The 26,242-nt window shown below is 56.1% G+C and carries 24 protein-coding genes; 16 read left to right on the top strand and 8 right to left on the bottom strand.

Features of this window, described 5'->3' with window-relative positions:
• The first annotated feature begins 38 nt into the window (after nt 1–38).
• Complete coding sequence (locus AC1Z3F_RS11860; RefSeq protein WP_483565797.1) at nt 39–1,016, top strand: nitrilase-related carbon-nitrogen hydrolase; 978 nt, start codon at nt 39–41, stop codon at nt 1,014–1,016.
• Nucleotides 1,009–2,031 carry an agmatine deiminase family protein gene (locus tag AC1Z3F_RS11855; protein WP_483565796.1) on the top strand — a complete coding sequence of 341 codons (1,023 nt, stop codon included), beginning with the start codon at nt 1,009–1,011 and terminating at the stop codon, nt 2,029–2,031. Before AC1Z3F_RS11860 ends, AC1Z3F_RS11855 begins: the two co-directional genes overlap by 8 nt.
• 11 nt (nt 2,032–2,042) lie before the next feature.
• On the opposite strand, the gene AC1Z3F_RS11850 is transcribed toward AC1Z3F_RS11855, so the two are convergent.
• Nucleotides 2,043–3,215 carry an FAD-dependent oxidoreductase gene (locus tag AC1Z3F_RS11850; RefSeq protein ID WP_483565795.1) on the bottom strand — a complete coding sequence of 391 codons (1,173 nt, stop codon included), beginning with the start codon at nt 3,213–3,215 and terminating at the stop codon, nt 2,043–2,045.
• 106 nt (nt 3,216–3,321) lie between these two features.
• Between AC1Z3F_RS11850 and AC1Z3F_RS11845 the strand changes: the two genes are divergently transcribed.
• The 5 genes from AC1Z3F_RS11845 (at nt 3,322) to rlmN (ending at nt 8,353) form a co-directional block, all read left to right on the top strand.
• On the top strand, nt 3,322–4,065 hold the full coding sequence (locus AC1Z3F_RS11845) for a sulfite exporter TauE/SafE family protein (protein WP_483565794.1): 744 nt from the start codon (nt 3,322–3,324) through the stop codon (nt 4,063–4,065).
• Nucleotides 4,066–4,116: 51 nt separating this feature from the next.
• Nucleotides 4,117–5,274, top strand: a complete 1,158-nt coding sequence (locus AC1Z3F_RS11840) for a hypothetical protein (protein WP_483565793.1) — start codon at nt 4,117–4,119, stop codon at nt 5,272–5,274.
• A 53-nt stretch (nt 5,275–5,327) separates the two neighbouring features.
• Nucleotides 5,328–5,990 carry a GOLPH3/VPS74 family protein gene (locus AC1Z3F_RS11835; protein WP_444614325.1) on the top strand — a complete coding sequence of 221 codons (663 nt, stop codon included), beginning with the start codon at nt 5,328–5,330 and terminating at the stop codon, nt 5,988–5,990.
• A gap of 356 nt (nt 5,991–6,346) precedes the next feature.
• Complete coding sequence (locus AC1Z3F_RS11830) at nt 6,347–6,943, top strand: hypothetical protein (RefSeq protein ID WP_483565792.1); 597 nt, start codon at nt 6,347–6,349, stop codon at nt 6,941–6,943.
• A 111-nt stretch (nt 6,944–7,054) separates the two neighbouring features.
• On the top strand, nt 7,055–8,353 hold the full coding sequence (gene rlmN / locus AC1Z3F_RS11825) for a dual-specificity RNA methyltransferase RlmN (protein ID WP_242632499.1): 1,299 nt from the start codon (nt 7,055–7,057) through the stop codon (nt 8,351–8,353).
• Nucleotides 8,354–8,417: 64 nt separating this feature from the next.
• On the opposite strand, the gene AC1Z3F_RS11820 is transcribed toward rlmN, so the two are convergent.
• Complete coding sequence (locus tag AC1Z3F_RS11820) at nt 8,418–8,675, bottom strand: hypothetical protein (RefSeq protein WP_483565791.1); 258 nt, start codon at nt 8,673–8,675, stop codon at nt 8,418–8,420.
• A gap of 154 nt (nt 8,676–8,829) precedes the next feature.
• Between AC1Z3F_RS11820 and AC1Z3F_RS11815 the strand changes: the two genes are divergently transcribed.
• From AC1Z3F_RS11815 to AC1Z3F_RS11805, 3 genes are all read left to right on the top strand, one after another.
• The gene (locus tag AC1Z3F_RS11815) at nt 8,830–9,093 is read left to right on the top strand and encodes a hypothetical protein (RefSeq protein WP_483565790.1); all 264 of its coding nucleotides are present in this window, start codon (nt 8,830–8,832) and stop codon (nt 9,091–9,093) included.
• 139 nt (nt 9,094–9,232) lie between these two features.
• The gene (locus tag AC1Z3F_RS11810) at nt 9,233–10,429 is read left to right on the top strand and encodes a pyridoxal phosphate-dependent aminotransferase (protein WP_483565789.1); all 1,197 of its coding nucleotides are present in this window, start codon (nt 9,233–9,235) and stop codon (nt 10,427–10,429) included.
• A 108-nt stretch (nt 10,430–10,537) separates the two neighbouring features.
• The gene (locus tag AC1Z3F_RS11805) at nt 10,538–10,894 is read left to right on the top strand and encodes a DUF2695 domain-containing protein (RefSeq protein ID WP_483565788.1); all 357 of its coding nucleotides are present in this window, start codon (nt 10,538–10,540) and stop codon (nt 10,892–10,894) included.
• A 3-nt stretch (nt 10,895–10,897) separates the two neighbouring features.
• Here the strand turns inward: AC1Z3F_RS11805 and AC1Z3F_RS11800 are convergent, their stop codons facing one another.
• The 3 genes from AC1Z3F_RS11800 to AC1Z3F_RS11790 form a co-directional block, all read right to left on the bottom strand.
• Nucleotides 10,898–11,545 carry a DedA family protein gene (locus tag AC1Z3F_RS11800; protein ID WP_483566958.1) on the bottom strand — a complete coding sequence of 216 codons (648 nt, stop codon included), beginning with the start codon at nt 11,543–11,545 and terminating at the stop codon, nt 10,898–10,900.
• Between the two features lie 407 nt (nt 11,546–11,952).
• Nucleotides 11,953–12,453 carry a DUF456 domain-containing protein gene (locus AC1Z3F_RS11795; protein ID WP_131089290.1) on the bottom strand — a complete coding sequence of 167 codons (501 nt, stop codon included), beginning with the start codon at nt 12,451–12,453 and terminating at the stop codon, nt 11,953–11,955.
• Between the two features lie 35 nt (nt 12,454–12,488).
• Nucleotides 12,489–14,036 (bottom strand): long-chain-fatty-acid--CoA ligase, encoded by a 1,548-nt coding sequence (locus AC1Z3F_RS11790; RefSeq protein WP_444614317.1) that lies wholly within the window; start codon nt 14,034–14,036, stop codon nt 12,489–12,491.
• Between the two features lie 207 nt (nt 14,037–14,243).
• Between AC1Z3F_RS11790 and AC1Z3F_RS11785 the strand changes: the two genes are divergently transcribed.
• Complete coding sequence (locus AC1Z3F_RS11785) at nt 14,244–14,972, top strand: VOC family protein (protein WP_483565787.1); 729 nt, start codon at nt 14,244–14,246, stop codon at nt 14,970–14,972.
• Nucleotides 14,973–14,987: 15 nt separating this feature from the next.
• On the opposite strand, the gene AC1Z3F_RS11780 is transcribed toward AC1Z3F_RS11785, so the two are convergent.
• Nucleotides 14,988–15,785 carry a GNAT family N-acetyltransferase gene (locus AC1Z3F_RS11780; protein ID WP_483565786.1) on the bottom strand — a complete coding sequence of 266 codons (798 nt, stop codon included), beginning with the start codon at nt 15,783–15,785 and terminating at the stop codon, nt 14,988–14,990.
• Between the two features lie 63 nt (nt 15,786–15,848).
• On the opposite strand from AC1Z3F_RS11780, the gene fdhD reads away from it, so the two are divergent.
• The 3 genes from fdhD to AC1Z3F_RS11765 all read left to right on the top strand — a co-directional run bounded on the left by fdhD (nt 15,849) and on the right by AC1Z3F_RS11765 (nt 20,624).
• Nucleotides 15,849–16,679 (top strand): formate dehydrogenase accessory sulfurtransferase FdhD, encoded by an 831-nt coding sequence (gene fdhD, locus AC1Z3F_RS11775; RefSeq protein WP_483565785.1) that lies wholly within the window; start codon nt 15,849–15,851, stop codon nt 16,677–16,679.
• A 57-nt stretch (nt 16,680–16,736) separates the two neighbouring features.
• Entirely contained in the window at nt 16,737–19,058 is a 2,322-nt protein-coding gene (locus AC1Z3F_RS11770) for an FdhF/YdeP family oxidoreductase (RefSeq protein WP_483565784.1), read from the top strand.
• Nucleotides 19,059–19,142: 84 nt separating this feature from the next.
• The gene (locus tag AC1Z3F_RS11765) at nt 19,143–20,624 is read left to right on the top strand and encodes a nucleobase:cation symporter-2 family protein (protein ID WP_483565783.1); all 1,482 of its coding nucleotides are present in this window, start codon (nt 19,143–19,145) and stop codon (nt 20,622–20,624) included.
• 67 nt (nt 20,625–20,691) lie between these two features.
• On the opposite strand, the gene AC1Z3F_RS11760 is transcribed toward AC1Z3F_RS11765, so the two are convergent.
• Nucleotides 20,692–21,573 carry an SPFH domain-containing protein gene (locus tag AC1Z3F_RS11760; protein ID WP_483565782.1) on the bottom strand — a complete coding sequence of 294 codons (882 nt, stop codon included), beginning with the start codon at nt 21,571–21,573 and terminating at the stop codon, nt 20,692–20,694.
• Nucleotides 21,574–21,687: 114 nt separating this feature from the next.
• Between AC1Z3F_RS11760 and AC1Z3F_RS11755 the strand changes: the two genes are divergently transcribed.
• Complete coding sequence (locus AC1Z3F_RS11755) at nt 21,688–22,677, top strand: aldo/keto reductase (protein WP_483565781.1); 990 nt, start codon at nt 21,688–21,690, stop codon at nt 22,675–22,677.
• A 37-nt stretch (nt 22,678–22,714) separates the two neighbouring features.
• Here the strand turns inward: AC1Z3F_RS11755 and nirB are convergent, their stop codons facing one another.
• Entirely contained in the window at nt 22,715–25,318 is a 2,604-nt protein-coding gene (nirB, locus tag AC1Z3F_RS11750; protein ID WP_483565780.1) for a nitrite reductase large subunit NirB, read from the bottom strand.
• 359 nt (nt 25,319–25,677) lie between these two features.
• Between nirB and nirD the strand changes: the two genes are divergently transcribed.
• Nucleotides 25,678–26,055, top strand: a complete 378-nt coding sequence (gene nirD, locus AC1Z3F_RS11745) for a nitrite reductase small subunit NirD (RefSeq protein WP_131089266.1) — start codon at nt 25,678–25,680, stop codon at nt 26,053–26,055.
• The last annotated feature ends 187 nt before the right edge of the window (nt 26,056–26,242 follow it).

Here is a 26,242-nt window from a genome sequence, read left to right as displayed (position 1 = left end):
AAACGAATCACATTCGTTTAAAACCGTGAAGGTGAACCATGCAAGAAATTCTGGCCCTAGAACCACCGGTGTCCCCGGCCCGCGCCGAAGAAGCCACCCGAGGCACACTGACCGTAGCGTTGGTCCAGCACCGCTGGCATGAAAACCCGGCAGACACCGAAGCCGAACTAGAAGAAGGCATCAAATCGGCAGCCAAGCACGGCGCCAAAATTGCCTTCCTTCCCGAGCTCACCTTGAGCAAGTACCCGGCTTTTGAAATCCCGGATGCCAACGCAGCGGACGCAACGGCGGAAGATCTGCTCACCGGCAGGACCTTTAGCTTCGCGAAGAAAATGGCCGCGATCTACCAGCTGCAGGTTCACATTTCACTGTTCCGCAAGGCCCCAGAGGCCGACGGTTTAGGACTGAACACCGCCATTATTGTTTCTCCGGAAGGTGAGCTGGTGGCAGCGACTAACAAGCTGCACATTCCGCGCACCGCTGGCTACTACGAGGACAGGTACTTCCGCGAAGGACCCAACGAAGATCCCTATCCGGTACACCGTATTCCAGCCCTAGGGGATGTGGCCATGGGCCTGCCCACTTGCTGGGATGAATGGTTCAGTGAGCCACCACGCATCTACTCGCTGGCCGGTGCGGATCTGCTTGCCTACCCAACGGCTATCGGCTCGGAGCCAGATCACCCGGACTTTGATACCGAACCACTGTGGCGTCAGACCATTGTTGGCAATGGCATTGCCAATGGTCTGTTCATGGTGGTCCCTAACCGGTGGGGAGATGAAGGAGCATTAACTTTCTACGGTTCTTCCTTCATTTCTGATCCCTACGGACGCATCCTGGCCCGCGCACCACGCGATGAATCTGCGGTACTGGTCGCTACGCTAGATCTTGACGCGCGCCGAGACTGGCTGACGCTCTTCCCATTCCTACGTACCCGCCGGCCAGAAACTTACGCAGCGCTTCGTGAAGCGCGCGAAGAGACTGGTTTGGGAGAACGGAGCTCCAGCAATGTCTGAGTTTTTCATGCCTGCAGAAACCGAAGCCCATGATCGAATCTTCATGGCCTTCCCTGCCAGTGGCTACACGCTGGGGGATACCGAAGAAGAAGCAGAAGCGGCACGATCCACGTGGAGTCAGGTAGCCCGGGCCATCACCAAGTTCACCCCGGTGACCATGGTGGTGGATCCTTCGAGCGAAGCCGACGCACGCCGCCACTTAGGGGGCTCGGTCAGCTATTCGTTCCATGAACTCAACGATGCATGGATGCGCGATATCGGACCAACCTTTGTGCGCACCGCAGACAACGAACTGGCCGCAGTGAACTGGAACTTCAACGGCTGGGGTGCCCAAAGCTGGGCGAGCTGGGACAAGGACCAACTCATCGCAGACCACCTAGCGCAGTTGACTCAACTGCCCGTTGCCCGCGCGAACATCACCAATGAGGGCGGCGGAATCCATGTAGATGGTGAAGGCACCATCTTGGCTACCCGCAGTGTGCAGCTTGATCCAGGACGAAATCCTGAGGCCAGCGAAGCGCACATCGAGGAAGAGTTCGCCCGGTTACTGGGTACCTCAAAGGTGATCTGGTTGGATCGGGGATTGACCCGCGACAATGAGGAGCTTGGGACCCGAGGGCACGTGGATATTGTGGCCTGCTTTGCTGCCCCAGGTGTGGTGCTGTACCACGATCAGCAGAACCCAGAACATCCAGATTTCCTGATTTCCCAAGAGGTGCGCACACGTCTTGAAGAATCCACGGATGCCAAAGGTCGAAAGCTCAAGCTCATTGCCGTGCCCGCACCTACGGTGCTGCGCGACGACGAAGGATGGGTGGATTACTCCTATATCAACCATCTCGTGACCAACGGGGGAGTCATTGCCTGTGCCTTTGATGATCCCAACGATGCGCAAGCAGCAAAGATCCTGGCCGAAGCGTATGAAGGTCGGGAAGTAGTCAGCGTCGATGCCCGTGAACTATTCGCCCGCGGTGGTGGCATCCACTGCATCACCCAGCAGCTGCCACGCAGCTAGAGGATATCTCGCTAGCTGATGCCCAGCGCGCGCCGACGTTCTAAGAACAATGGCTCGCGCTGGGTCCGTCTGGCCGAGAACAATTCTTCTGTGCCACGACTGCCCACGGCCAGCTGTGCGAGGTACTCGCCGATTGCCGGAACAAATTTGAATCCGTGACCACTGAAGCCCGCACCGATGGTGATTGGTCCTAGACGATCCAAGATGAAATTCTCATCATCAGTATTGGAATAGGTGCAGGAAATCGATTCATAGATTTCTGAGTCCACGCCGGGCAGCCAGCGCTGAGCGTAGTCTTGCAATCCGCGGATCTGTTCCTCGATGGCCTGATGTTCACGGTGGTTAGGATCGGTCAGTTGCCCGGAACCATGCCAACCGACCTTGATCCCCAGTCCCGGAGTATGCATGCCGTACACGGGACCGAAGACCGGGGAACCAATATCCCGCGTGCCGTCCAGAATATGGTTAAAGCCGGGGAACTTAGCTTCGGAGGAGCGCAACGCGAAGTGCACTGGATGCTCTTCGGTGACGTGGATGGCTGGCAAATCATGCTGACCCAATAGCTGCTGAGTCCAAGCTCCAGCGGTGACGATCAGATGTTTGGCAAACACAGTGCGCTCGCCGGATTTATCACGGACGCGCACCGCTACCTGTTCGTCGTTGATCACCTCGATGCCTACGACTGGGTGCTCATGCTGGATTCTCGCGCTGGCCTCGGCTGCCAATCGCTGCATTGCGGCCACGGCGGCATCAGCGTTGATCTGCCCGCCCGCTGGAATGTGCAGCACTTCGGTTTCAAACTTCATGCCACTAAAGCGTTCTTGAGCCTCATCGATGCTCAACAGTTCGCTAGCAAAATCTGCACCGGCCAGTACCTCATGCATGTGCCGTTGTTCCGCGACAACGCCGTGGTTGACCAGCCCGGTACGAGTCAGCAGTGGGGTGTTTGCCTGAGCCGAGATGTCATCCCAGAGGATATTGGCTCGCTGTAGCAGTCGCAGGTACTCGGGCCGTGCGTAAGCAGGATTAAAGTTGCGGGTGCTCCCATGGGAAGCGCCCTGCTGATGCCCCGGTTCAAAGCGTTCAAGTAACAAGACGTCGTGCCCGCTCTGCGCCAAAGACAGAGCCGTTGCTGAGCCCATGGCACCGCCGCCGATGATCAAAAATTCTACGTTGTTGCTCACGTTTAAAGCTTAAAACCTTAGTCAGTGCCTAGCTGCGCAATGAGTCGTATTCTCGCTGGGCTAACGTAATAGTCAGGACATCCAAAGACACAGAGGAAGAGTGGGTTTGAGCGGGGAATTAGCAACGGTGCTTTTGCTGGCAGCAGCGGTATTCCTTGGAGCCTCCACTCAGCGCATCTCCGGAATGGGCTTCGCCATGGTGGCCTCCCCGTTCCTGGTCTTGCTACTCGGACCGCATGCAGGAATTACCTTGGTCAACCTGCTCGGAGCATGCAGTAGCCTGATGATTTTTGTTCAGGTCTTCCGAAAGGTGCAATACAAAAAGGTTGCACTGATCTTGATCCCGGCAATGCTCATGACCATTCCCGGTGCCTGGGTAGCAGCCCGAGTTCAGGGTCCGTGGTTATCCATTGGCATTGCTCTGATGGTGCTTTTGGCACTGGGTTCTAGCTTTATGATCCGCAACCTTCCCGCGGCCCAAGGCAAGTCACTGGCTATTTGCGCCGGCGCAGTCTCTGGATTCATGTCGGTGACCGCCGGAGTCTCGGGTCCTGCCATTGCCGGCTACGCGGTGGCCAGCCGTTGGCCACAACGCCAATTCGCTGTCTCGGTGCAGCTGTATTTCCTGGTGCTCTCGTGCACTTCCCTGGTGGCTAAAGGCGGACTGCCACATTTACCCGCTGGTCAGTGGATCGGTTGTTTCACTGCCATGCTGATAGGCATCTTGCTGGGTAATTATTTGGCACCAAAGATCCCGTCCAAATACAGTCGCGCATTTGTTGTACTGATTGCCTTTGCCGGTGCGCTGAGTCTGATGGTTGAAGGAATCACCGCGCTCGCAGCTCGCTGATGGCTAGCGGTGCCACGACAGTTTCTCTACGGTAATGAGAGAATAGAACACGTGCCATACGAGTATTCCGAAGTCCCAGCTAACCGCCGGATCAGCGAGCTTGCTATTGAGCGGCGTGCGCTGTGGGCTGGACTGTTCTGTTCTCTTTTTGGCCTGACCGCGGCGCTGATCTTCTTTGCCGGTGAACGTCCCGCACTTTTTGGACGTTGGTCGGTGGGCTTTGTATCGGCGGTCTGCGGTGCAACCGCAGCAGCATCAAGTAGTGCCTATGCTTTCCGTTCGATCCTTAGATATCGCGAACCGTGGTTGTGGCGCATTCCGGTATGGCGCCAATTGGTCACCGGTATCGGGTTGATCGTTGTGCATATGGCCAGCTCAGTCATGATCATTTTGGTGGTCTTCCACCTGTTCCAACAAGCATTTTTTGGTTTGCACCTTGATGTTCTTGCTGGGGCGTTGGCGGTCAGCGCGGTGACTGGATTGACGGCCTACCTATGCTTGGTGGCCACCGCTCGTACGAGTGCTGAAACGCTCTCGGTGGTCTTAGGAATCTTCATGGCCGCCGGTGTTTTGATCAGCATGTTGCTGGCTGAAGAACAAGGCTGGTGGCGCAGCATGTTTTCCTTCTTGGGTACTGCGCAGGCTGGCCGAGGATCCTTCTGGACGTTTAACCTGACGCTAATCATTTCGGGTTTGGTCTTGGCGGCCTTCACCGAGTTCCTCACCCGTGATCTTATGTTGCTCTCTCGGACCTATCGCTGCCGACCAGCACTACGCAGATATAAACTTGCACGGAAACTACGTCCCCGTCCAAGGATTGTGCGCTGGTGCTTGGTAGTGGTGGCCGTGGGCATTATCGGGATCGGTCTGGTGCCGGTGAATGTGTCTATGGAAATACATTCGGTATTTGTGCAGCTCGCTTCGGTAGCAATGATCATCCTTTTGGCAGGTACGGCAGTCTTGCTGCCGGGTTATCCTGCCGTATTCCATCTGATGTCCTATGCGGCTGTTGGTGCAGTTTGGGTGGCCTTCCTGCTGTGGAATGACTGGGCTTACTACAACTTGACCGGGTTTGAACTCTCCGTCGTAGCCATCATGTTTGCGTGGATCTCGGTGTTCATTCGTACCACAGCGGCGATGACCCGAGATGGTGAAGAACGTGAACCTGCCGGTTTTTCGCACGACTCTGCGACAAAAATTAGTTCCTAATATCCGTCGAAATGCTGAGGACTGAGCATTGGTCGGGTAGGTAGCCTGTAGGCATGCTGATCTCAGAAAAGCTCTACCTACTGATGGCCGATAATCAACAGAAGCCCGAAGCGGTGATGACAGCTGCCGGCTACGGGATGAATGCCGCAGTACTTTCTGACTTAATGATTGCTGGACGGGTTGCGCTCAGTGATGACACGGTTCCACGGATCAAACTCATTGGCGCCGGTCCTTGCCCGGATCCGGTCTTGGCTTCTTCGCTGGAAAAGTTGGAGAAAAAGGGCAGTCTCACCTTAGACGCTGCGGTCAAGATTCCAGGTCTGTGCAATGTTCGTCGGGTTACCGATTCTTTAGCCAAGCAGGGCATCGTTGAATACGGTCCGCGGACAATGCTCGGTTTGGGTAAAGAGCGGGTCAATATTCTCAACGAACAAATTGAGCGTCAGATGCGCGCGGATTTCAGCGCCCAGATCCACGGCAAGCGGCCTTCGGGGATCAGTGACACCACGGTGCTAGCAATCCTGCAAGCATTGGGAATCGCTCAAAAAGTACTAGCCGATGAGATCTCTCCGATGAGTTCCGGGCAAGCACAAACGCGTATCGCTGAACTAGCCCAAGACTCGCCGGCAGCAGATTCTGCCCAGCGGGCTGTGGCCGAGATGAATGCGATCATCACCAGCGCGCAAGTCATCCCTCCCGCGACGGGATCCAAGTAGAAAACCCCGGTGGCGGGTAACTAGGTCATAACAACTACGACTCGTTTTGATCACTTACGTGAACGGATCTACCTTTTGGGTCCTCGCTCCCACCGGAATTCTCCCTGCAGTGGCCAGCCATGGATTCCACTGACGGGAGTCGAATGAGTGTCTTGAATCAGCGACGGAACTTCGTGGCTTCGAACCGACATGACGACGCGAAATTTAGCTATGCCAAATTCGCTTTTCTGACCGCTGGTAGGTCTAGGAACCGTAACTGTTATATCAATCTATTGCATTAATGGTGTGAGGAGTTGGAGACTGGCTGAGCCTACATTCGCGTGCAACGGCGCATGCGGAGAAAGAAGGGAATCAGCATGAATACGAAGATTCGCGAAGTTCTGCCCGCAGCTGGGGCGCTCGCGCTAGCAGTGACCGCATTCGCTCCTGCCTCTGCAGCGCCACCTGAAAAGAGCAACGTCACCTGGGCCACTGCCGAGATTGCGCAGGTGGGGGAACTAGAAGGGTTCACTGGCACCTCGCACCTGATCGGATTTTCCGGGAACACCGACGGCTTTAGTGACGTTTCGGTGGTGAGCTTCAACTGCCCTGAGGGTCAACTTCCATCATGGGATCCGGACAGCGGGTGTGAAGAAGTGGGGATAGTTGGCATGTATGGCTACGCCGCTGATGTCAGCATCAATAAGAAGCTGTCACAGGCCACGGTTGATTCAACGGTTCGCGTCTACGAAGGTGAAACTGAATCAGGTGAGCCGATCTGGGGCCAAGCTCGACAGCTGAACTTCACCATGCAGGCCACCGGTGATCTCGTGACCACGAAGGACCGGCAGGACGGATACGTTCGCACCGATAGGGAACGTCCTGCCGTGGTCACCAGTGGTCAAGTCGGTGAATTGGACCTGGCTGGCAGCGTGGGAAAGATTGAACAGGTGAAAGAAATCTACAAGTACTAGCCGCTCGAATCAATTGGTGCTGCATTGTCGCTAAGCTGACGGTGCAGCACCATTAGCGCGTGCCCAAACTCACCGCCAAGACGCTTCCGATACGTGAAACAATAGGTAGTAATGACTTCCATCGATTCCACCCCACTTTCCGCTGACGAACGCAAGGCACTGCGCACCGAGCAGGCCGCAGCTCAGCGCGCCCAGCAGCTGCGCATCTCCAAGTCCCGAGCCGACGCCGAAGGGCGCGCCCAGGTCATCCCAACCGCTGAAGGTTGGAAGCAGGAGATGGGTGCCGATGGTCGTCCCGAACTACAGTTCGCGACCAAGCGCCGCGTCTCCCAGCCGCCAACGCACCTAGCCGACCTGTCGCTAGCTGAGCGTCAGGCCAAGCTGAAGGAACTGGGTCTGCCAGGATTCCGCGCTAAGCAGCTTTCGGTGCACTACTTCCAGCACTACACCACCGATCCTGAGAAGATGAGTGATCTTCCTAAGGAGCGCCGTGCAGAACTGGCCGAGGCCATGTTCCCGAAGCTGCTCACCGAGGTTAAGCGCCTAGAGACCGATGATGGCAAGACCATCAAGTTCCTTTGGCGTCTCTTTGACGGTTCGCTCGTTGAATCCGTATTGATGCGTTACCCAAACCGCATCACCCTGTGCATCTCTTCACAGTGTGGTTGCGGCATGAACTGCCCATTCTGCGCCACCGGACAGGCGGGCCTGACTCGCAATATGTCCACCGCTGAGATCCTGGACCAGATCGTTCAGGCTAACCGCGTGATCGCCGAAGGCGGTCTGGGTGGACAGCAGCACCCAGAGGAGCGCGTTGGCAACATCGTGTTCATGGGTATGGGTGAGCCACTGGCTAACTACAAGCGCGTCATGAACGCCGTGCACCGCATGGTTGCTGAAGCACCTGAAGGCCTGGGCATGAGCGCCCGTGGCATTACCCTCTCCACCGTCGGTTTGGTTCCGGCCATCCGCAAGCTGACCGAAGAGAACGTCCCAGTGACCTTCGCGCTGTCGCTGCACGCACCAGATGATGAGCTGCGCGATGAGCTGATCCCAGTGAACTCGCGCTGGAAGGTCGACGAGGCACTGGACGCCGCATTTGACTACTACGTGAAGACCGGACGTCGTGTCTCCATTGAGTACGCGTTGATCAAGGATATGAATGACCACGAGTGGCGTGCAGAAATGTTAGCCAAGAAGCTGAACGCTCGCGGTCGCGGATGGGTTCACGTGAACCCAATTCCGTTGAACCCAGTACCGGGTTCCATCTGGACCCGAAGCGAACCGGACATCACTTCCAAGTTTGTGCGTCGCCTCGATGAGTTGGGTGTTCCAACCACCTTGCGCGATACTCGCGGCAAGGAAATCGACGGAGCATGCGGCCAGCTCGCAGCTGACGGCGACAAGTAAGCCAAGAAAAAAATCGGGGCCCGAAAGGGTCCCGATTTTTTGGTTAAGTTCATTAACCTGGAAGCTACAGCTTTTCCTGCGAGTCAACGTTGCGAGCGGCCGCAGTGAAGCGACGTTCAAATTCTTCGGCGGAGACCAATTCGCGCTCAACGCGGAAGGACGATTCTGGGATACCAAGCACCGCTGCAATCAGGGTGCGGGTATAACCGGCGATCTTGCGGGACTTTCGGGTACAGGTTACTTGATCAATTTCCGGGACCCAGATGTTCCACCAGCCGCCTTCTTTGCCGACGACGGCTTGGAATACTTTTTGCTCGCTCATGTGTTGCCTTTGCTCTCTGCGTTGTCGGGGCAGAATCCTGCCGTCTGCGTTAATAGTCCACCATACTCGTCCTTGATGGTCAGTTGCCCGGCCGCAATAAAGCTCTGATCTCTACGTCTTGATAGATTTGGTGAAGTAGGGATAAGGGGATGGTATGAATCAGAATGATGACCGGATTTTTGACCCGATGATGTACGACGTCATGCGCGAGCTGAGCACCCAGGTTGCCGGTAGATATGTTGCTTGGGAAGATCAAGCGAGCAATGATGGCGAGGCGAATCATTGGCGCGAGGGATGGCTACGGGTGGAGAAGGAAGCGCGTGAGGTTAACCCGCGCAGCCGCGCAGCCATTGAAGCTAAAACGGCCGAACTTCGTCAGGTCCTGCTCGAGTTGCCTGTAGATGCGCCGACGCTTTAGTAGTGCTCAGGATCAAGATCTCAAGATGAAGTGGACGACTGATTGGCACTATGCGCTTGGCTCAAGGCCAGCCGGTGTAGCGTTGGAGGCTGAGAGTTAGGCGCAAGTCAAGCGCGAGTGCAAGTAGTGAGGACAAAAAGTGCAGGTATCCCAGCGCGCCCAAGTTGCTCCCTTTGAAGTGATGCAAATAGTTGATCAGGTGTCCACAATGCGCCAAGCGGGTCACGACGTGATCTCCTTATGCGTCGGCGAACCTGGTGGGGGAGCACCGGCTGCGGTCAATGGGCTTGCGGCGCAACTGCACGCTGAGCAGGCCGACTTTGGGTACACCTCTACTGCTGGTTTGGCTGAAACCCGCCAAGCCCTCGCCGAGCATTACCGCAATTCCTACGGTGTGCAGATTCCGGCGAAAAACTTCGTGATGACCACTGGCTCCTCGGGTGCTTTCCAGCTGGCGTTCCTCGCGGCCTTTGATGCCGGAGATGTCGTCGCACTGGCACGTCCGGGCTACCCGGCCTACGCCAACATCCTCAGAGCGCTGGGCCTGAAGGTAGTGGATCTTCCTACCAACGCCGAACAACGCTTCCAGCCGACTATCGCCAACTTGGAACAGGCCAAAAAAGAGCATGGCCGTTTGGATGGGCTAGTAGTCGCCTCGCCAAATAATCCCACCGGAACCATGTTCAGTTCCGAGGAGCTGAACGAGTTGGCTACGTGGTGCGAATCCAACGGGGTTCGGTTAATCAGCGACGAGATTTATCACGGCATCGAGTTTGATCCTGAGCGTAAGGGGCACACCTCATGGGAGTTCTCCGAGACGTCCATTGTTGTCTCATCCTTCTCTAAATATTGGGGAATGACTGGGTGGCGACTGGGCTGGATGGTTGTTCCCGACAACCTGCTGTCAGCCGTTGACGCCTTGGCTTCCAATCTTGCGTTGTGCGCACCTGCTCCAGCGCAGCGCGCTGCGGTTGCTGCCTTCACGCCCCAGAGTCTGAAGGAAGCAAACCAAAGAGTTGAAGAGTTCTCTCGCACTCGCACGCTGGTTCTTGAAAACCTGAAGAGGCTAGGAATCGCTGAAGCCGCGCCGGCTGATGGCGCGTTCTACCTCTACGGACGGTTGGCTCCGGAAGTACTGGAACATTTTGGCTCGGCAAGCGAATATTCTCAGGCAGTCCTTGAGCATGCACATGTTGCCCTGACCCCTGGTGGAGACTTTGATCCGTTTGAAGGTCACCTGTTTATCCGGCTGTCTTTTGCTGCCGGATATGAGCAAGTAGCTGAGGCTCTGGAACGAGTAGATGCCTTCTTGCGGCAGAGCCTTGCTGGAGCGTAGATGTCCACAACTCGTCAGTCTTAGCGTGCTGGGCCGGCGCAGCGCTGGAAAGTAATGGCAGGAGCAACAAATTGGTTGCTCCTGCCATTACGTTTTTAAGGAGTTCTGATGTCCCAGCTGCCATTGCCAGTTGAACACGAATGTTTGCCTTGTTATCTGTACCGGGTTGCCGGGTCGCAGTCCTGCGATGGGACCCTACAGGTACTCAGTCACTACCGGGATCAGTGCGCGCCGCGGGCCAGCGCGCTAGAGAAAAAGATGCGTCTGTTGGGCGGGTATTGCGACTGCGAGGTGTTGCTCAACGCGGTGCGGCCGGCATCGATCCAGGCCATGCGTTTGATCGATGCGGGCGAAGATTTGGTCTGCAAAGGAGTACGCCGCGGCACAATCCAACCGTGTGAGAACTGGTTGATGCGCCGCGGCGTACAGTGGGGTGGCGGTCGTTTTAGCCGCCGAAGTGCTTAGAAATTAGTCTTCGATGTTCTTGCTTGGCTTGCGGGACTTGAGCAATTCAATACCGATCGGGATGAGCGAGACCAGCACGATCAAGATGAAGATGATGTCGATATTTTCTTCGATCCAAGTGAACTGTCCCAGCCAGTAACCCAGCATGGTGACGCCGATACCCCACAGGGCGGCACCGATCAGGTTGAAGGTGGCGAAAGTCTTGTGGTCCATCTTCGCGACACCGGCAATGACCGGGACGAAGGTACGTACCACTGGGACGAAGCGTGCGAGGATCACTGCACGACCACCGAACTTTTCAAAGAATTCGTGGGCACGTTCTACGTTCTTTTGCGAGAAGAACCGTGAGTCAGGCTTGTTGAAGATGGCCGGGCCGGACTTCCTACCGATCATGAATCCAGTTTGATCTCCTGCAAAAGCGCTGATGAAGATTGCTAGCGCGAAGAGCCACAGTGGGATGTGGATGGTGCCAGTTGCGATGAGCATGCCCACGGTGAAAAGCATTGAGTCACCAGGGAGGAAGAAGCCAACGAGCAAGCCAGTCTCAGCGAAAACGATGGCGCAGACAAGCACGACGACCCATGGGCCGAGGTCTGGGTTATCTAGGAAAACCGCAGGGTTAAGCCAGTCCGGTAGGAACGCGGCACCCATAGTTGGTGAGACGTAATTCGTCAGCGTGGAAAGGAAAGAAGTTTGATCAAGCACAGAAAAAATCCTACGGGAAGTCACTGTGAGTTTCCCATAGGACTCGGCAGAGAAAGGTTTGTCAGATCAGAGGTTCGCAAGGCAAGAGATCGACCTTTTGATCGCTAACCGGTATTGATCACTACTTCTTTGAAATTCTCACTCCAACAGCCTCGGTCCACTTCGCCACGAACTGTTGTCTAAGTCACGGCACATATTAAAGCTCAGGCCAGATGGTTGTTTTGTTGCAACCAGTTTGTTGAATTTAAGACAACAGTCGGGACAGTGCGCAATCACCTGTCTAAGGCGATCGGCAAATCCAATGCTGCCACCCGGATCTAAGTGGTCTGTAGGGCCAAGCGGATTCGCTGGCTCTAGCGGGTCGCGAAGTGCGCGATTAGCCCGATCACCCAAATGGATGAAGCCAAAAGTACACAGCCGAATTCAACTACAATGCCTAGTCCCATAGCCTTCAGTGCGGCCCAAGAAGAACTGAACGCACCGGAGACTTCACGACGCCGCACGCTCTCTCCGAGGAACAGGCCCACAGCAAAGCCGATGAACAAACCCAGCACGGGGATGATGAAGGCTCCGGCGATGGCTCCGATCACCGCAAAGAGAATTGTTCCCTTGGGAACTTGATGCTCTTTGAGCTTGCGTCCGGTGAGTACTGCGGAGGCTGACCATCCCAAGAAGGTAATAGCCATGCCCAGGCCAGCTGCCCACCATGAAGCACTGGAACCTAAGAGCCAACCCCACGCAAGCAGGGTGCCGATGGTCAATAATGAACCGGGCAGCACCGGGAAAATGGTGCCAAAGGCCGAAACTACCAGTAGTAGTCCGGCAAGGATGGTGTAAATAATCTGTGTATCCACTCACCCAGTGTGGCACGAAGTTCCCGGTGAGCGGGCTATTCCTGGTCGAACTGCGCGATCAGTTCTCGCTTGAGGATCTTACCGCTGGGGCCCAGCGGGAATTCTTTGACTATCTCGATGAAGCGCGGGTACTTGTAGGCAGCCATCTGCTCACTAGACCAACGGATCAGTTCTTGGACACTGAGTGTTGAACCCTGCACCAAGGTCACCGAGGCAACCACTTCCTGACCGTGCTTGTCATGAGCTACTCCGTAGACGGCAGCGTTGGAAATCTCTGGGTGGCTGGTGAGCACCTCTTCAACTTCGCGCGGGTAGACGTTGTAGCCATTACGCAGAATCATGTCTTTGGTTCGGTCTAGGATCCGCAGGTAGTCCTCTTCGTCCTTGGTTCCCAAGTCTCCGGTGCGGAACCATCCATCCACTACTGCTTCGGCGGTTGCGTCGGGGCGGTTGAGGTAGCCGGAGAACAGGTTATGACCACGTACCACCAGTTCACCCAGTTCTCCGCGTGGCATCAACCGGATCTCGTTGGGGTAGGCGGGGTCAGCAATTTCCACGTCCACGCCCCATACCGGCGTGCCGACGGTGCCTGGACGAGGCTCGCGCCCGACATGGTTGAAGCAGGCTACCGGTGAAGTTTCAGTTAGTCCGTAACCCTCGTAGATCTGTGCGCCAAAACGCTGTTCAAAGGCGGAGAGTACCGACAGTGGCAAGGAGGCACCACCCGAGATGGCATAGCGAAGGTTGGTTGGTTTGCCTTCACGGTTTGCCCCGGCTTCAACGAGGGCAACGTACATGGTTGGCACACCAAAGAACACGTCAATCTCGGCATCCAGTACAAGATCTAGTGCAGCGTCCGCGGTGAACTTGGGCAGCAACATGACTTCTGCACCGATTCTCAGGCCCGTGTTCAGTACACAGGTTTGGCCGAAGGTATGGAACAGTGGCAATCCGCCAAATAGCTTGTCACCTTGGCGAATGTCCATGGTGTTTAGCAGTGTGGAGTGGGTCTGCTCGATTAGTGCCAGATGTGTCCCCAAGGCGCCCTTGGGTTTGCCGGTAGTGCCCGAGGTGTAGAGGATCGTGGCAATGTCTTCGGCCTTGCGAGGTAGGTAAGTGGTGATTGGTTCAGCCTTGGCTGCCAAGTCTTCTAAGCGAGTGATTTCCCCGGCTTCAGGTTCCATTACGCTCACCAAGTTGATCCCGGAGTTTTGGGCTCCCTTGGCGCCTTCGCCTAAGAGTCCTGCAGCGCAGACCAAGATCTTGGCTTCAGCGTCTTCTAATACATAGGAGATTTCGCGGGCCTTGAGTAGCGCGTGGATGGGAACTGCTGTGGCGCCGAGGGATAGCACCGCGTAGTAGACGCGGGCGAAGTCGGTGACGTTGGGGATGAGCACTGCTACCCGGTCACCCTCGGTGATGCCCTGTTCTTTGAGAGCTCCTGCGTAGGCTTTGGTTTCCTCCCAAAGCTCACGGTAGGTGGTGCTTACGCCGTTCATGGTGATGGCGTTCAGATCCGGGAAACGGTTGGCACCTTCGGCCACGATGGCGGCTACCGAAAGGGTGAGGTTTGAAGTGGTCATAGAAGTCTCCTCGACGCTGCAGAGTTTAGATGTGCTCCATGTCACAAACAAGCCTAATGGAACCGCGATTCAAATCAAGGTACTAAGTTTCGTAATAATGCTCGTTTCAGCAACGAACCGGAATAGACTCAGCGCATTGAGCTGGTATGAGCGCGAAATGGGGTAGCGATGCCGGTAGTCAGAGGTCCACGAGCCGAACCTTGCTGGGTGGATTTACTCACCAGCGATATTGATGGTGCCATCGAGTTTTACTCGGAACTCTTTGGATGGAAAATTCACGATGATCCGCAAACTCGCAGTGACGGATACCTTCCAGTCACGTTGGATGATCAACCGGTCACCGGCCTTGTGCTCAACGACCAAGATTCGGCGGCCCCGGATGCGTGGACCACGTATCTGAATGTGGCCGATATTCATGCGGCCGTCTTTGCCGCCCATTTACATGGCGGTCAGCGTTATCTGAAACCTGTGGCCATGCCCGGTCAGGGGACCGTGGCCCTAATTGGGGATCCCGCAGGTATCGGAGTGGGACTTTGGCAGTCCTTTGACCCGACTAACTATCCGGCACGGAAAATTCACGGTCACCGCATCTGGAATGAGCTGCATACCAAACACTTTGAAACCGCCTGCCGGTTTTACCGCGAAGCCTTGGGGTGGGATCTAAACCAGGTCGTTGATTCTCCCGACTTCCGTTACTACACCCTGGGCCAAGGAGCCGATGCGGCCGCAGGACTCTATGACATCAGCGGCCAAGACTCTACCGAGGGCTGGCGAACCTACTTCGCGGTAGATGACGCAGATCAAGTAGCGCAGCTCTGTACAAGCCTGGGTGGACAAGTGGTGAACGCACCGCATGATTCGTACTTTGGGCGCACCGCCATGCTCAGTGATCGGGGTGACGCCGAATTTGCGGTGATCGCACCAGCTCACAAATAGCTGGCGCGCAACTAACTACACTTCGCGATTCCAAACGTATGGCGTGGTGGTGGAAACTTTGAGCAGGCCCCGGCTTTCCAAAATGGGGCGCGAGTATTCGGTGGAGTCACTATGGACGTAGCGCAAGCCGTGGGACAAGGCGCTGCGTGCCCGAGCGTCGGTGAGCGCGCGGTAGATTCCGCGGCCGCGGTACTCGGGTAAAATGCCGCCACCCCATAGACCAGCAAATTCGGTACCCACCACCGGCTCCAAACGTCCTGCACCCACCATGCGCCCATCGATGATCGCAACCCACAGTTCCATGCCATCCTTTGTGGCTGAACGAGAGATCAACGCATCGGTGGTGGCTGGGTCATAGGGTTCGCCAAAAGCCTGATCAACCATGCGACACATTTGTTCAATCTCGGCCGGAGTGGTTACCTGCCGGACTTCCACACCTTCGGGCGTGGGCTGATCACTGATCAGAGTTTGCATTAAACCGATCATGATTGACTCGGTCGGTTCAGCAACAAAGCCCAGCTCTTCCAAGCGCTGAGCCAAACCCGGCGCATGGTCATGACCGCGAGTTTTGAATTCCACCGTCCGGATCTCAGGTTGTTGGGTGAAGTGTTCCAGCGCAGCAGGCACTAGTTCGGCCAAAGACTGCGGTGCCTGGTCGGTGATGTGCGGATAGGTAATGAACCCGCGCCCGTTGGCGAAGGTGACCAAGCGCAGTTCACCGAGCATGGTCACGGACAGCGCACTGGGTGTCTCTGCGTCGGTTCGTAGCTGCGCGTCGTAGAGGGCCAAAAATTCTTCACTTGGTGAGGGCATTTGCTCAGTCTACGACCACGGTGGAAGACTCGGAGCAGTGAACTAGCAGTGTAGGAGCAGAGCATGGGTCGAAAGATCGTTCGCCGTCGAGTTATTCGTGCAACCCGTGAGGGCGGCTGGCGTACCCGCGAGGAGAAACTGGCGGGCGAAGAGCCGCTGGAAATTCGTTTTGGGCACACCTCCTACACCACCTCCATGCGCACCCCCGGAGACGACTTTGATATGGTCGCCGGTTTCTTGGTGGGTGAAGGCATCATTCGCGAAGCAGAACAACTTGTTTCCATGCGCTACTGCGCGGGCACCGACGAGGAAGGTAATCAGACTTTCAACGTCATTGAGGTGCAGCTAGGTGCAGGAGCTACGCCGCCGGATCTAGGGGCGGCCCGCAATGTGGTGACCAGCTCTGCCTGCGGAATCTGCGGAACTAATTCCATTGATGAAGTGCGAAAAAAGGCCGGATTTAAGCTGGCTGATCGCAGCGGGATCATTGATGTCAACACCTTGCTGGACCTACCCGATACGCTACGTGAATCCCAGCAACTCTTCTCTTCCACCGGCGGAGTACATGCCGCCGGACTGTTTACTACTGCCGGGGAATTGCTAATTCTGCGTGAAGATGTGGGACGGCATAATGCGGTGGATAAGGTGATTGGCGCGGCCCTGCGCCAAGGGATGTTGCCACTAAATGACGCGGTACTGCAGGTTTCCGGGCGGGCGTCCTTTGAGCTGGTTCAGAAGGCTGCGATGGCAGGAATCGGGCTGCTCACCGCAGTTAGTGCTCCCTCGTCCTTGGCAGTAGATCTAGCTGAGGAAACAGGTCTGACGCTGGCAGCATTTTCGCGCAATACCAGCGTGAACATTTATACACATGCGCATCGAGTGATCGAGGCGTAGCCTAGTAATATGTGAGCTGGATATCAGGACCAGGTTACACAACCAGAGGAGAGCCTCATGCATCGTTCGGCACCTAAAAAAGACATCAACGAAGATGATCTGAAAGTCAGCGAACCAGCCCACGCGGCGGCCGGTCTGAAGGCTGTCATGGTATCCATGGAGCGCGGATTCAGCCAGGCAGGCCCTAGCCGAACGCTGCATGCGATGTTGCGAGTTAACCAGCATGGCGGATTCGACTGCCCGGGTTGCGCCTGGCCTGAATCCATTACCGCACGTCGTAAGTCCGCAGAGTTCTGCGAAAACGGTGCCAAGGCGATCGCTGAAGAAGCCAGCTCCCGCACCGTCACCCCTGAGTGGTTCGCGCAGCACCCAATTTCGGTACTGCAGGACAAGACCGAATACTGGTTGGGTTCACAAGGCCGCATCACCCAGCCCATGATCATTCGTGAAGGTGAAAGCCACTACCAGCCAATCAGCTGGGGCGACGCTTTTGAAACCATTGCACAGCACGTGCATGATTCCACCCCTGAACGCTGCGTTTTTTACACCTCCGGTCGTACCGCCAACGAGACCGCGTTTATGTACCAGTTGCTGGCGCGCAGCTTGGGCACCAACAACCTGCCGGACTGCTCAAACATGTGCCACGAATCCTCGGGCACCGCATTGAACCCAACCATCGGTATCGGCAAGGGCACGGTCAGCCTTGAAGACTTTGAGCGCACCGAACTGATTTTTGTAGTGGGTCAAAACCCCGGCACCAACCACCCACGGATGCTCTCGGCGCTCTCCGATGCTCGCAAGCGAGGAGCACGAGTTGTTGCGGTCAACCCACTGCCTGAGGCTGGATTCTTTGGATTCAAAGACCCGCAGACCGTAAAGGGCATGCTCGGTAGTCCAGACCCGGTAGCCAGCGACTTCCTGCAGATCAAGGTGGGCGGAGACTTGGCACTGTTCCAAGCCTTCGGACACCTGTTGCTTGAAGAAGAAGCCAAGAACCCCGGCACCGTGGCGGATCACCAGTTCATTGCCGAATCCACTGATGGTTTTGAGGCCTACCGTGAAGCGCGCGCAACCTTGGACTGGGATGCCACCGAAGAGGCCACCGGTCTCACCCGTGCGGAAATCACCGAAATCGCCGGACTGCTGATCAAGTCCAAAGCAACTATCATCTGCTGGGCGCTGGGATTGACCCAGCAGCCACACTCGGTGCCAACGCTGAAGGAAATCATCAACCTCTTGTTGCTCCAGGGCAACTTTGGCAAGCCCGGCGCTGGGGCCTGCCCGGTACGCGGTCACTCCAATGTTCAGGGAGACCGCACCATGGGCATTTGGGAGAAGCCCACCGAAAAGCTGTTGGCTTCCATTGATAAAGAATTTGGCATCACCTCACCACGCGCGCATGGTTACGATTCCACCGAAGCCCTGCACGCCTTTGAAAAAGACGAGGTTGATGTTTTTGTCTCCATGGGCGGAAACTTTGCCTTAGCCAACTCCGATACAGCCGCGCTAGAAGCGGGCATGCAACGGGCCAAGCTCACCGTGCATATTTCCACTAAACCAAACCGCTCACATGTGGTGCACGGCAAGACCTCCCTGATCCTGCCCACCTTGGGACGCACCGATAAGGACAATAAGCACCCGGGCGGTGCACAGTTCCTTTCGGTGGAAGACTCGATGTCGGTTATCAAATCAACCCAAGGACGGCTCAGCCCAGTCTCTGATCATCTTCTGGCCGAACCAGTGATTGTGGCGCGTATGGCCCAAGCGATTCTGGGCGACGAGCACCCCATTGACTGGCGTGCCATGGCCGAGGACTATGACGTCATCCGCGACCACATTGAAAAGGTGCTGCCAGGATTTGAGGACTTCAACCGCCGGGTACGCGAAAAGAATGGCTTTGTGTTGCCCAACCCGCCACGCGATACGCGTTCTTTCGCCACGGATATCGGCAAGGGCCGCTTCACCGTCTCACCTTTTGAAGCGTTGGAAGCTCCTGCCGGTCACCTGATCTTGCAGACCATGCGCAGTCACGACCAGTACAACACCACGTTCTACGGACTTGATGACCGTTACCGTGGCATCAAAGACGGTCGTCGTGTCATCTTGATCAACCCAGAGGATCTGGCAGAATCCGGTTTTGCCGACCGTGAGCTGGTTGACGTGATTTCCACCTTTGCAGGCACCGAGCGAAGGGCCAACCGTTTCCGATTGGTCTCGTACCCAACGGCTAAAGGCTGTGTGGCCGCCTACTATCCAGAAGCCAATGCGCTGGTACATCGTGATTTGGTGGCCCGCGAATCCAACACTCCAGGTTTTAAAGCAATGATGGTGCGTTTCGTCGAACATACCCAACAGCCGGGCGCAACATTGGACTCGTAAAACCTCAGGTCCATAGGCCGACGGTGGTGATGGGCGAGAATTAAAAGCATCAGCTACCGCAGCGAACCGAAGAGGAACAACCCCATGAGTGCTGCCAGTCGCCAACCTGCACTGAGTACAAGACCCGAAGATGAACGCCTGAGCCCCGGTCGCACGGTGGCTTACGGCTTCCAACACGTGTTGACCATGTACGGCGGCATCATTGCCCCGCCACTGGTGATGGGTGGAGCCGCAGGAATGGATACCGCCCAGATGGGTGTGCTGGTCGCGTGCTGCCTGTTTGTTGGTGGTCTGGCTACCATCTTGCAGACCCTAGGCATTCCGTTCTTCGGAGCTCAGCTGCCGCTGGTTCAGGGCACCTCGTTCTCCGGTGTGGCCACAATGATCGCCATCATGAACGGTGGAGGTGGCATGCCCGCGGTCTTTGGTGCGGTGCTTGCGGCCGGTGCCATTGGCATTGTGATTGCCCCGTTCTTCGCCAAGCTCTTGCGGTTCTTCCCGCCGGTGGTTACCGGCGTGGTGATCACCATTATTGGAGTTTCGCTCTTCCCAGTGACGGCCGATTGGGCCATGGGTGGATCGACCGCAGGGGATAACTACGGGTCGATGAAAAACATCACCCTGGCCGTTATTACGCTGCTTATCTTGCTGGCGCTATCCAAGTCCGGGGTTGCGGCACTCTCGCGTTTGTCGATTCTGCTCTCCATTGTCTTGGGTACGGTTGTGGCCGTTTTTATGGGCATGGCTGACTTCTCTCAGGTACTTACCGGTGACATTTTTGCGGTACCAACGCCATTCGCTTTTGGCGCCCCAGTCTTTGAAATCAGTGCCATTATTTCCATGATGATCGTCATCTTGGTGACCTATACCGAAACCACGGCGGACATGCTCGCGGTTGCTGAGGTGACGGGATCCAAGATTGATGCCCGTCGTATCGCCAATGGCCTGCGCGCCGATATGCTTTCCTCGACCGTCGCGCCAGTGTTCAACACCTTCACCCAGTCGGCCTTCGCGCAGAATGTGGGACTGGTAGCAATCACCGGTGTGAAGAGCCGCTTTGTGGTTGCAGCTGGCGGTGGCATTCTGGTGGTTCTGGGCTTGCTGCCGGTGCTTGGACGCGTCATCGCCTCGGTACCGCAACCGGTGCTCGGCGGCGCAGGCATCGTGCTCTTTGGCTCGGTGGCAGCGGCTGGTATTCGCACCTTGGCCAAGGTCAAAGACGACAACATGAACATGCTGATCATCGCGACCTCACTGGCCTTTGGCTGCATCCCTATGGTGAAGCCTGACTTCTATGCTGCGTTCCCAACGTGGGTGGGCACCATCTTCCAGTCCAGCATTTCTTCAGCCACCATCATGGCGGTACTGCTGAACATCATCTTCAACGAACTATCCTGGGGCAAAGAAGAAGCCTCCACGCGTTCGGTCTACAAGTACCAGCTTGCCGGACTCGAGGACGGTGACCGCCTTATTGATGGCAAGCTCTTTGACCATCAGGGTCTTGAAGTTCAGGTTATTACCGAACAGCCCGGCCAGGCCGGTGACCGGCCCATGCCGCAAGGCTAAAGCCATAGCGTATAGATACAACAATCGCCGCAACACATGTTGCGGCGATTGTTGTATCTAGGCGAAACTACTTCGTCTTCTCATTACCAGTCATGGTGATGGGCTGAACTCCCGAATTAGGGAAGCAACCAATAGGACTCTGGTTGGATTCAGCAACGATATCCAAACATTTAGAAGTCAGCGTCTCTGGAGTCAAGGACCGTTCTAAGATCTTGTTCGCCTCTGCTTCAGCCGTGCTGGTCTGCTTGCGTTGTTCAGCAACACGCGTTTTGGCGGCTTCAGATTGCAGCTCATTGATGCGGTTCTGCGTTGGCTCATCAAAGTTGATGATTGGCAGGGTTACCGAGCGAATCTCAATCTGTGTCTTGACCTTGGCCTGCATCTTTTCTTGAACGGACTTAGCAAGCCCCTCAAGATCCTGTCCACCCTTGGACGGTTCGGTGTAAGCCAGCGGGTCATAGGAGGCCATCACTTCGTTCAAGGTGGCGCGGAAGTTTCGATCAACAAGGTTGGACTGAATACCTTCAAAGGTGCGGTAATCCAAGAACACATCCATCGCGTCATCGGTTTTCAACTGCCACTGAATCGAGGCATCAACGTTGGCGCGACCGTTGTTTCCCAAGCGAACTGGAATGCCGCTATCCGCGGAGTAGACATCGTTTTGGACCGACCCGTCCAGCTTCTCGACCTTTTCCCAAGGCCACTTCAGGTGGAAGCCGTTGCTTACGACCGAGGTCGGCTTGCCCAGTGCGACCTTCACACCCACGGTTCGTGGCTGAACGATGGTGGTACACATAAAAGCGAGAATGATCAGCGAGACAAAGAATATGCCGAAGCCGGTGAACCGAGTGGAAGTGCGGTTTTTATTCTCGGGCTTCATTGACTTGCCAACAAGGATGGCAATCAGACCAATGAAGGCGCAGATGAGCGTTAAAATTGCGGGAAACATGATCTCCTCAGAGTAGTGATGACAATCAATATTCTATCGAATGGAGCATAAGGTGATTGGTTGAAACACCGCCGTCAGTATCGTTATTTGCTCATGCACCATAGACTCAAACCTATGAAATATAGTGAACTCTCACGCAGCAATCGCAAGGTCTCCGTCATTGGCCTCGGCACGTGGCAACTAGGAGCTGACTGGGGCTCGGTCGATGAAGCCGACGCCTTGGCAGTATTAGACGCTGCTTATGAAGCTGGCGTGACCTTCTTTGACACTGCGGATGTCTACGGCGACGGACGCAGTGAAGAGACGATCGGTAAGTGGCTCAAAGCCAACCCAGAAGCTGGCATCACGGTGGCCACCAAGATGGGTCGCCGAGTTGAGCAGATTCCGGAAAACTACAACCTTGACGCCTTCCGCGCGTGGAATGACCGTTCGCGTAAAAATCTTGGAGTGGACACCCTAGATCTGGTGCAACTTCACTGCCCTCCGACTCCGGTGTATTCCACCGATGCCATCTACGACGCGTTGGATACGATGGTTGATGAAGGACGCATGAAAAACTACGGCGTTTCGGTAGAAACCGTGGATGAAGCACTGGCAGCTATTGCCCGGCCAAACATCGCGACGGTGCAGATCATTATCAACGCCTTCCGCCATAAGCCTCTCGAAGTTGTCCTGCCAGCTGCACGCGAAGCTGGAGTAGGAATCATTGCTCGGGTTCCATTGGCCAGCGGTCTGCTGACCAATCGCTACACCCTGAATACCGAATTTGCCCAGGACGATCACCGAAACTACAACCGCGACGGTTCGGCCTTTGACGTGGGCGAGACCTTCTCAGGCGTTGACTATGCCACCGGTGTACAGGCCGCCGGCGAGTTCGCAGAGTTAGCTAAAGCAGAATTCCCAGAATCCACCAGCGCGCAGGTTGCGTTGGCCTGGTTGGCAGCCCAAGAGGGGATCAGCACCATCATTCCAGGGGCCCGCAATCCGCAGCAGGCACGCGGCAATGCCGCTGCCGGTTCACTCCAGATCTCAACTGAATTCAACACTGCGGTTCGAGATCTCTACGATGCAAAGCTGCGCGCACAAATCCACCCGCGCTGGTAACGTTTCGACGCTACGAGCACGGGTGGATTACGTCCGCTTAGTGTTGGGGCGCTCCGACCGGGATGTGGATGCCTAACGCCACCGGCTCGGCCGGACGCTTCTGGCCACGCTCTGGAACGTAGGCCAAGTCGGTATCCGGCTCTGCGGTGTTCACGAAGGAACGGAAGCGCTTGAGCTTGACTGGGTCAGCCAGGGTAGCGGCCCACTCATCCTCGTAGTTGGCAACGTGGCGTTCCATGGCCGCTTCCATCTCTTCGGCCAGACCCAGGGAATCGTCGATCACTACCTGCTTCACACGATCCAGGCCGCCATCCAGATCCTGCAACCAGTGCGCGGTACGCTGCAGCTTGTCTGCGGTGCGGATGTAGTACATCAGGTAGCGGTCGATGTATTTGAGCAGGGTGGCGTCATCTAGGCCACCGGCCAGCAGCTGAGCGTGGGCCGGGTTGGCTCCACCATTACCGCCAACGTAGAGGTTCCAACCTTCGGCGGTGGCGATCACGCCAATGTCCTTGGCCCGAGCCTCGGCACATTCGCGGGCACAACCTGAGACGCCCATCTTGAACTTGTGTGGGGCACGCAGCCCGCGGTAGCGCAGTTCCATTTCGATGCCCATGGCCACCGAGTCGAGCATGCCGTAACGGCACCAGGAGGAACCGACGCAGGTTTTCACATTGCGTAGGGACTTGCCGTAGGCCTGACCGGACTCAAATCCGGCGTCCACCAGTTCACGCCAAATTTCAGGCAACTGGTCGAGTCGGGCACCAAACATGTCGATACGTAGGCCACCGGTGAGCTTGGTGTACAGACCATATTTCTGTGCCACCGCGGCAATCACTGCGAGCTTCTCTGGAGTGATTTCACCACCTGGAATACGTGGGACTACCGAGTAGGTGCCATCCTTTTGCATATTGGCCAGTGCGCGGTCGTTGGTATCCTGGGCGCCGGCTAGACCTGCATCCATGGGGTGTACCGAGGTCTGCGAGGAGAGGATGTTGGCGATGGCCGGCTTACAGATATCGCAACCTGGCCCGGTGCCGAAGCGTTCCATCACTTCAGCGAAGGTGGCCGCACCGGCAACGCGGATGGCTTCGAAGAGTTCTGGGCGGGAGAAGGAGATGTGTTCGCACAGAGCCGTGGAAACCTCGGCTCCGTCCTTCTTCATCTGGGATTCCATCAGCTTTTTGATCATCGGGACACACGAACCACACTGAGTTCCGGCACGGGTGCAAGCCTTCAGGCCAGCCACCGTGGTGACTGGATCCTTGCCCTCACAGCTGCCACAACCGGAGACTGCGTCGCGGATGTCTCCAACCAAAACATTGTTGCAAGAACACATCACCGCGTCATCGGGCAGTTCACCTTCCGGTGCTTCTCCGCCAATTGCGCTCAGGTAAGCACCGGGTTCGGCAGCAAGTTCACGGCCAAGCATGGGACGCAAGGACTGGTACGGGGTCGCGTCTCCAACAAAGATGCCACCGAGCAAGGTCTTTGCGTCGGCTGAAACAACAAGTTTTTGGTAGAGGCCGCGCGGTGCGTCAGCGTAAACAACTTCCAGTGCACCTTCGGATTGGGCAAAAGCATCACCGAAGCTGGCGACGTCTACCCCGGAGAGCTTGAGCTTGGTGGCGGTATCAAAGCCAGGGAATTCTGCGTGGCCGCCGGATAGCTGTTCGGCAACAATTTCAGCCATGGAGTTGGCCGGAGCGACCAGACCGACGCACATTCCGTCGAAGTTGGCTAATTCACCGATGGCCCAGATGTTTGGGATTCCGGTGGAGCAGTTCGGGGCGATGACCACACCGCCACGTGGGCCCATGCCGAAGCGGCGAGCTTTGCTGCCGGCCTGGTCGAGGGTCTTGTTGTAGGTGCGGGCCAGCTCATCACGCGGGGAGACACCGATGGAAGCGATGACCATATCTGCGTCGATAACTTTATCGTTGGTGAGCAGGACGCCGGTGACCGCGCCGTCGTGGGTGATGATTTCCTTAGGGCGGAACCCGCCGTGCACGGTGAAGCCGGTTTCCTTGATCAATCGGCCCATCGCCTGACCGGCACCTTCATCGAGCTGGGAGCGCATCAACCAGTTACCACTATCAATAACTAGCGCTTCGGCACCTAAAGCCTGTGCGCCGGCGGCAGCTTCCAAGCCGAGCAGACCGCCACCAACGGTGGCTACTACTGGAGTACGGCCAAGGGTAGTTTTGAGTTCCTCGATCTTTTCCGCGATAGACCAAACATCTTCTAGGGTGCGGTATACAAAACTGTGCTCGTTGCCTGGGATTTTCAGTGCGGTGGCGTCGGAGCCGGTGGCAAGTACAAGCTCGTCGTAGCCGAAGGTGCGACCGTCTTCGGTGGTGACGATGCGCTGGTCACTATCGATGGCTACCGCTTTAGCGCTGGTCTCCAAAGTGACGTGCTCTGCTTCCCACAAAGTGGTATCACCCAGGGTGAGATCAACAGTGCGGTCGGTTAGTGCCTTGGAGAGAGCAACTCGATCATAAGGTAGGTGGACTTCTTCGGTCAGCACCGTGATGTTTAGATTCTGTGGTGCGCGACTGGACAGCGACTCCGTGAAACGGTGTGCTGCCGGTCCGCCACCAATTACTAGGACGCGGCGTGCGATGTTCGTTGTACCCATGATCAAATTCGACTTTCGCTTGGAAACGAGGAGTTTCAGGCTGATAGCTCTACTGTAGAAAGTCGTTTTTGCAGTCCAATTTCTCTTGTGTTTCGGTCGATGTAACTTTCTTCCCCAACAGATTTTGGGGCAGTGAAACTCATGAAACATCGTGGACTCATTGCACTGATGATCGCCTTACTTGGGCAGGCCGCGACAGATCAAAAACGTGGAAATGACGGTAATTTTGCGGTCTCACTCTGCCAATTGTGAATGTTAGTCAGGGTTTACGACCTAGCAACCGCTCACGGAGTTGAGCGAAACATGAGACTTCTATGCTCGGTATAACAGCGAACGTCCACTAGTAGAGGAACAGGTTCATGAGCACGCAATTTGCCGAAGAAACCCTAGAGAAGTCAGTCAGCTTCGCGCCGGTATGCCGTAGCGAAGAACTTGAAGCAGGCTGGGGCGAAGCCCTCTTGCTTGATGGTGCTCAGCTGGCACTCTTCCGCACCGAATCCAATTCTTTTTACGCTGCTTCACACCACTGCCCGACCACCGGCGCCAAGGTGATGGCTCGCGGAATTCTGGGTGGCACCATGGTTGATGGTCAGTCTGTGGCAACGGTTGCTTGCCCGCTGCACAAAGAGGTTTACCGTTTGGATACCGGCTCATGTTTGAACGCGGATTCACCGGCACTTCAAATGCATGAACTGGTTGAGGTCGCCGGCCAGCTGTGGCTGGAGAAGACCAAATAAACGTCGCACCCAGGAATCACAAACCACCAGCCAACAACGACATAGCAAAAAAGGAACGCAGGGACTTCGGTCCCTGCGTTTTGGTTGCGTAGAAAGTACTGATTCGGTGGTATTGATTCCAGGCACAGAGAATTCACGCTGGTCGTCAATGGATAGTGACGACGTACGTGAGCTCATTTGTCTATGT

The sequence above is a fragment of the Glutamicibacter sp. MOO4 genome (genome assembly GCF_056934395.1).
This window is presented reverse-complemented; position numbering and strand designations above follow the sequence as displayed.

Bases quoted from the DNA above. Each gene is read 5' to 3' on its own strand.
- AC1Z3F_RS11860 (WP_483565797.1), top strand. From the start codon at position 39: ATGCAAGAAATTCTGGCCCTAGAACCACCGGTGTCCCCGGCCCGCGCC.
- AC1Z3F_RS11790 (WP_444614317.1), bottom strand. From the start codon at position 14,036: ATGACCACTTCAAACCTCACCCTTTCGGTAGCCGCCATCGTGGCCGAA.
- AC1Z3F_RS11765 (WP_483565783.1), top strand. From the start codon at position 19,143: ATGAGTGCTGCCAGTCGCCAACCTGCACTGAGTACAAGACCCGAAGAT.
- AC1Z3F_RS11805 (WP_483565788.1), top strand. From the start codon at position 10,538: ATGTCCCAGCTGCCATTGCCAGTTGAACACGAATGTTTGCCTTGTTAT.
- AC1Z3F_RS11835 (WP_444614325.1), top strand. From the start codon at position 5,328: ATGCTGATCTCAGAAAAGCTCTACCTACTGATGGCCGATAATCAACAG.
- nirB (WP_483565780.1), bottom strand. From the start codon at position 25,318: ATGGGTACAACGAACATCGCACGCCGCGTCCTAGTAATTGGTGGCGGA.
- nirD (WP_131089266.1), top strand. From the start codon at position 25,678: ATGAGCACGCAATTTGCCGAAGAAACCCTAGAGAAGTCAGTCAGCTTC.
- AC1Z3F_RS11800 (WP_483566958.1), bottom strand. From the start codon at position 11,545: ATGGGTGCCGCGTTCCTACCGGACTGGCTTAACCCTGCGGTTTTCCTA.
- AC1Z3F_RS11755 (WP_483565781.1), top strand. From the start codon at position 21,688: ATGAAATATAGTGAACTCTCACGCAGCAATCGCAAGGTCTCCGTCATT.
- AC1Z3F_RS11820 (WP_483565791.1), bottom strand. From the start codon at position 8,675: ATGAGCGAGCAAAAAGTATTCCAAGCCGTCGTCGGCAAAGAAGGCGGC.
- AC1Z3F_RS11815 (WP_483565790.1), top strand. From the start codon at position 8,830: ATGAATCAGAATGATGACCGGATTTTTGACCCGATGATGTACGACGTC.
- AC1Z3F_RS11830 (WP_483565792.1), top strand. From the start codon at position 6,347: ATGAATACGAAGATTCGCGAAGTTCTGCCCGCAGCTGGGGCGCTCGCG.
- AC1Z3F_RS11780 (WP_483565786.1), bottom strand. From the start codon at position 15,785: ATGCCCTCACCAAGTGAAGAATTTTTGGCCCTCTACGACGCGCAGCTA.
- fdhD (WP_483565785.1), top strand. From the start codon at position 15,849: ATGGGTCGAAAGATCGTTCGCCGTCGAGTTATTCGTGCAACCCGTGAG.
- AC1Z3F_RS11855 (WP_483565796.1), top strand. From the start codon at position 1,009: ATGTCTGAGTTTTTCATGCCTGCAGAAACCGAAGCCCATGATCGAATC.
- AC1Z3F_RS11770 (WP_483565784.1), top strand. From the start codon at position 16,737: ATGCATCGTTCGGCACCTAAAAAAGACATCAACGAAGATGATCTGAAA.
- rlmN (WP_242632499.1), top strand. From the start codon at position 7,055: ATGACTTCCATCGATTCCACCCCACTTTCCGCTGACGAACGCAAGGCA.
- AC1Z3F_RS11760 (WP_483565782.1), bottom strand. From the start codon at position 21,573: ATGTTTCCCGCAATTTTAACGCTCATCTGCGCCTTCATTGGTCTGATT.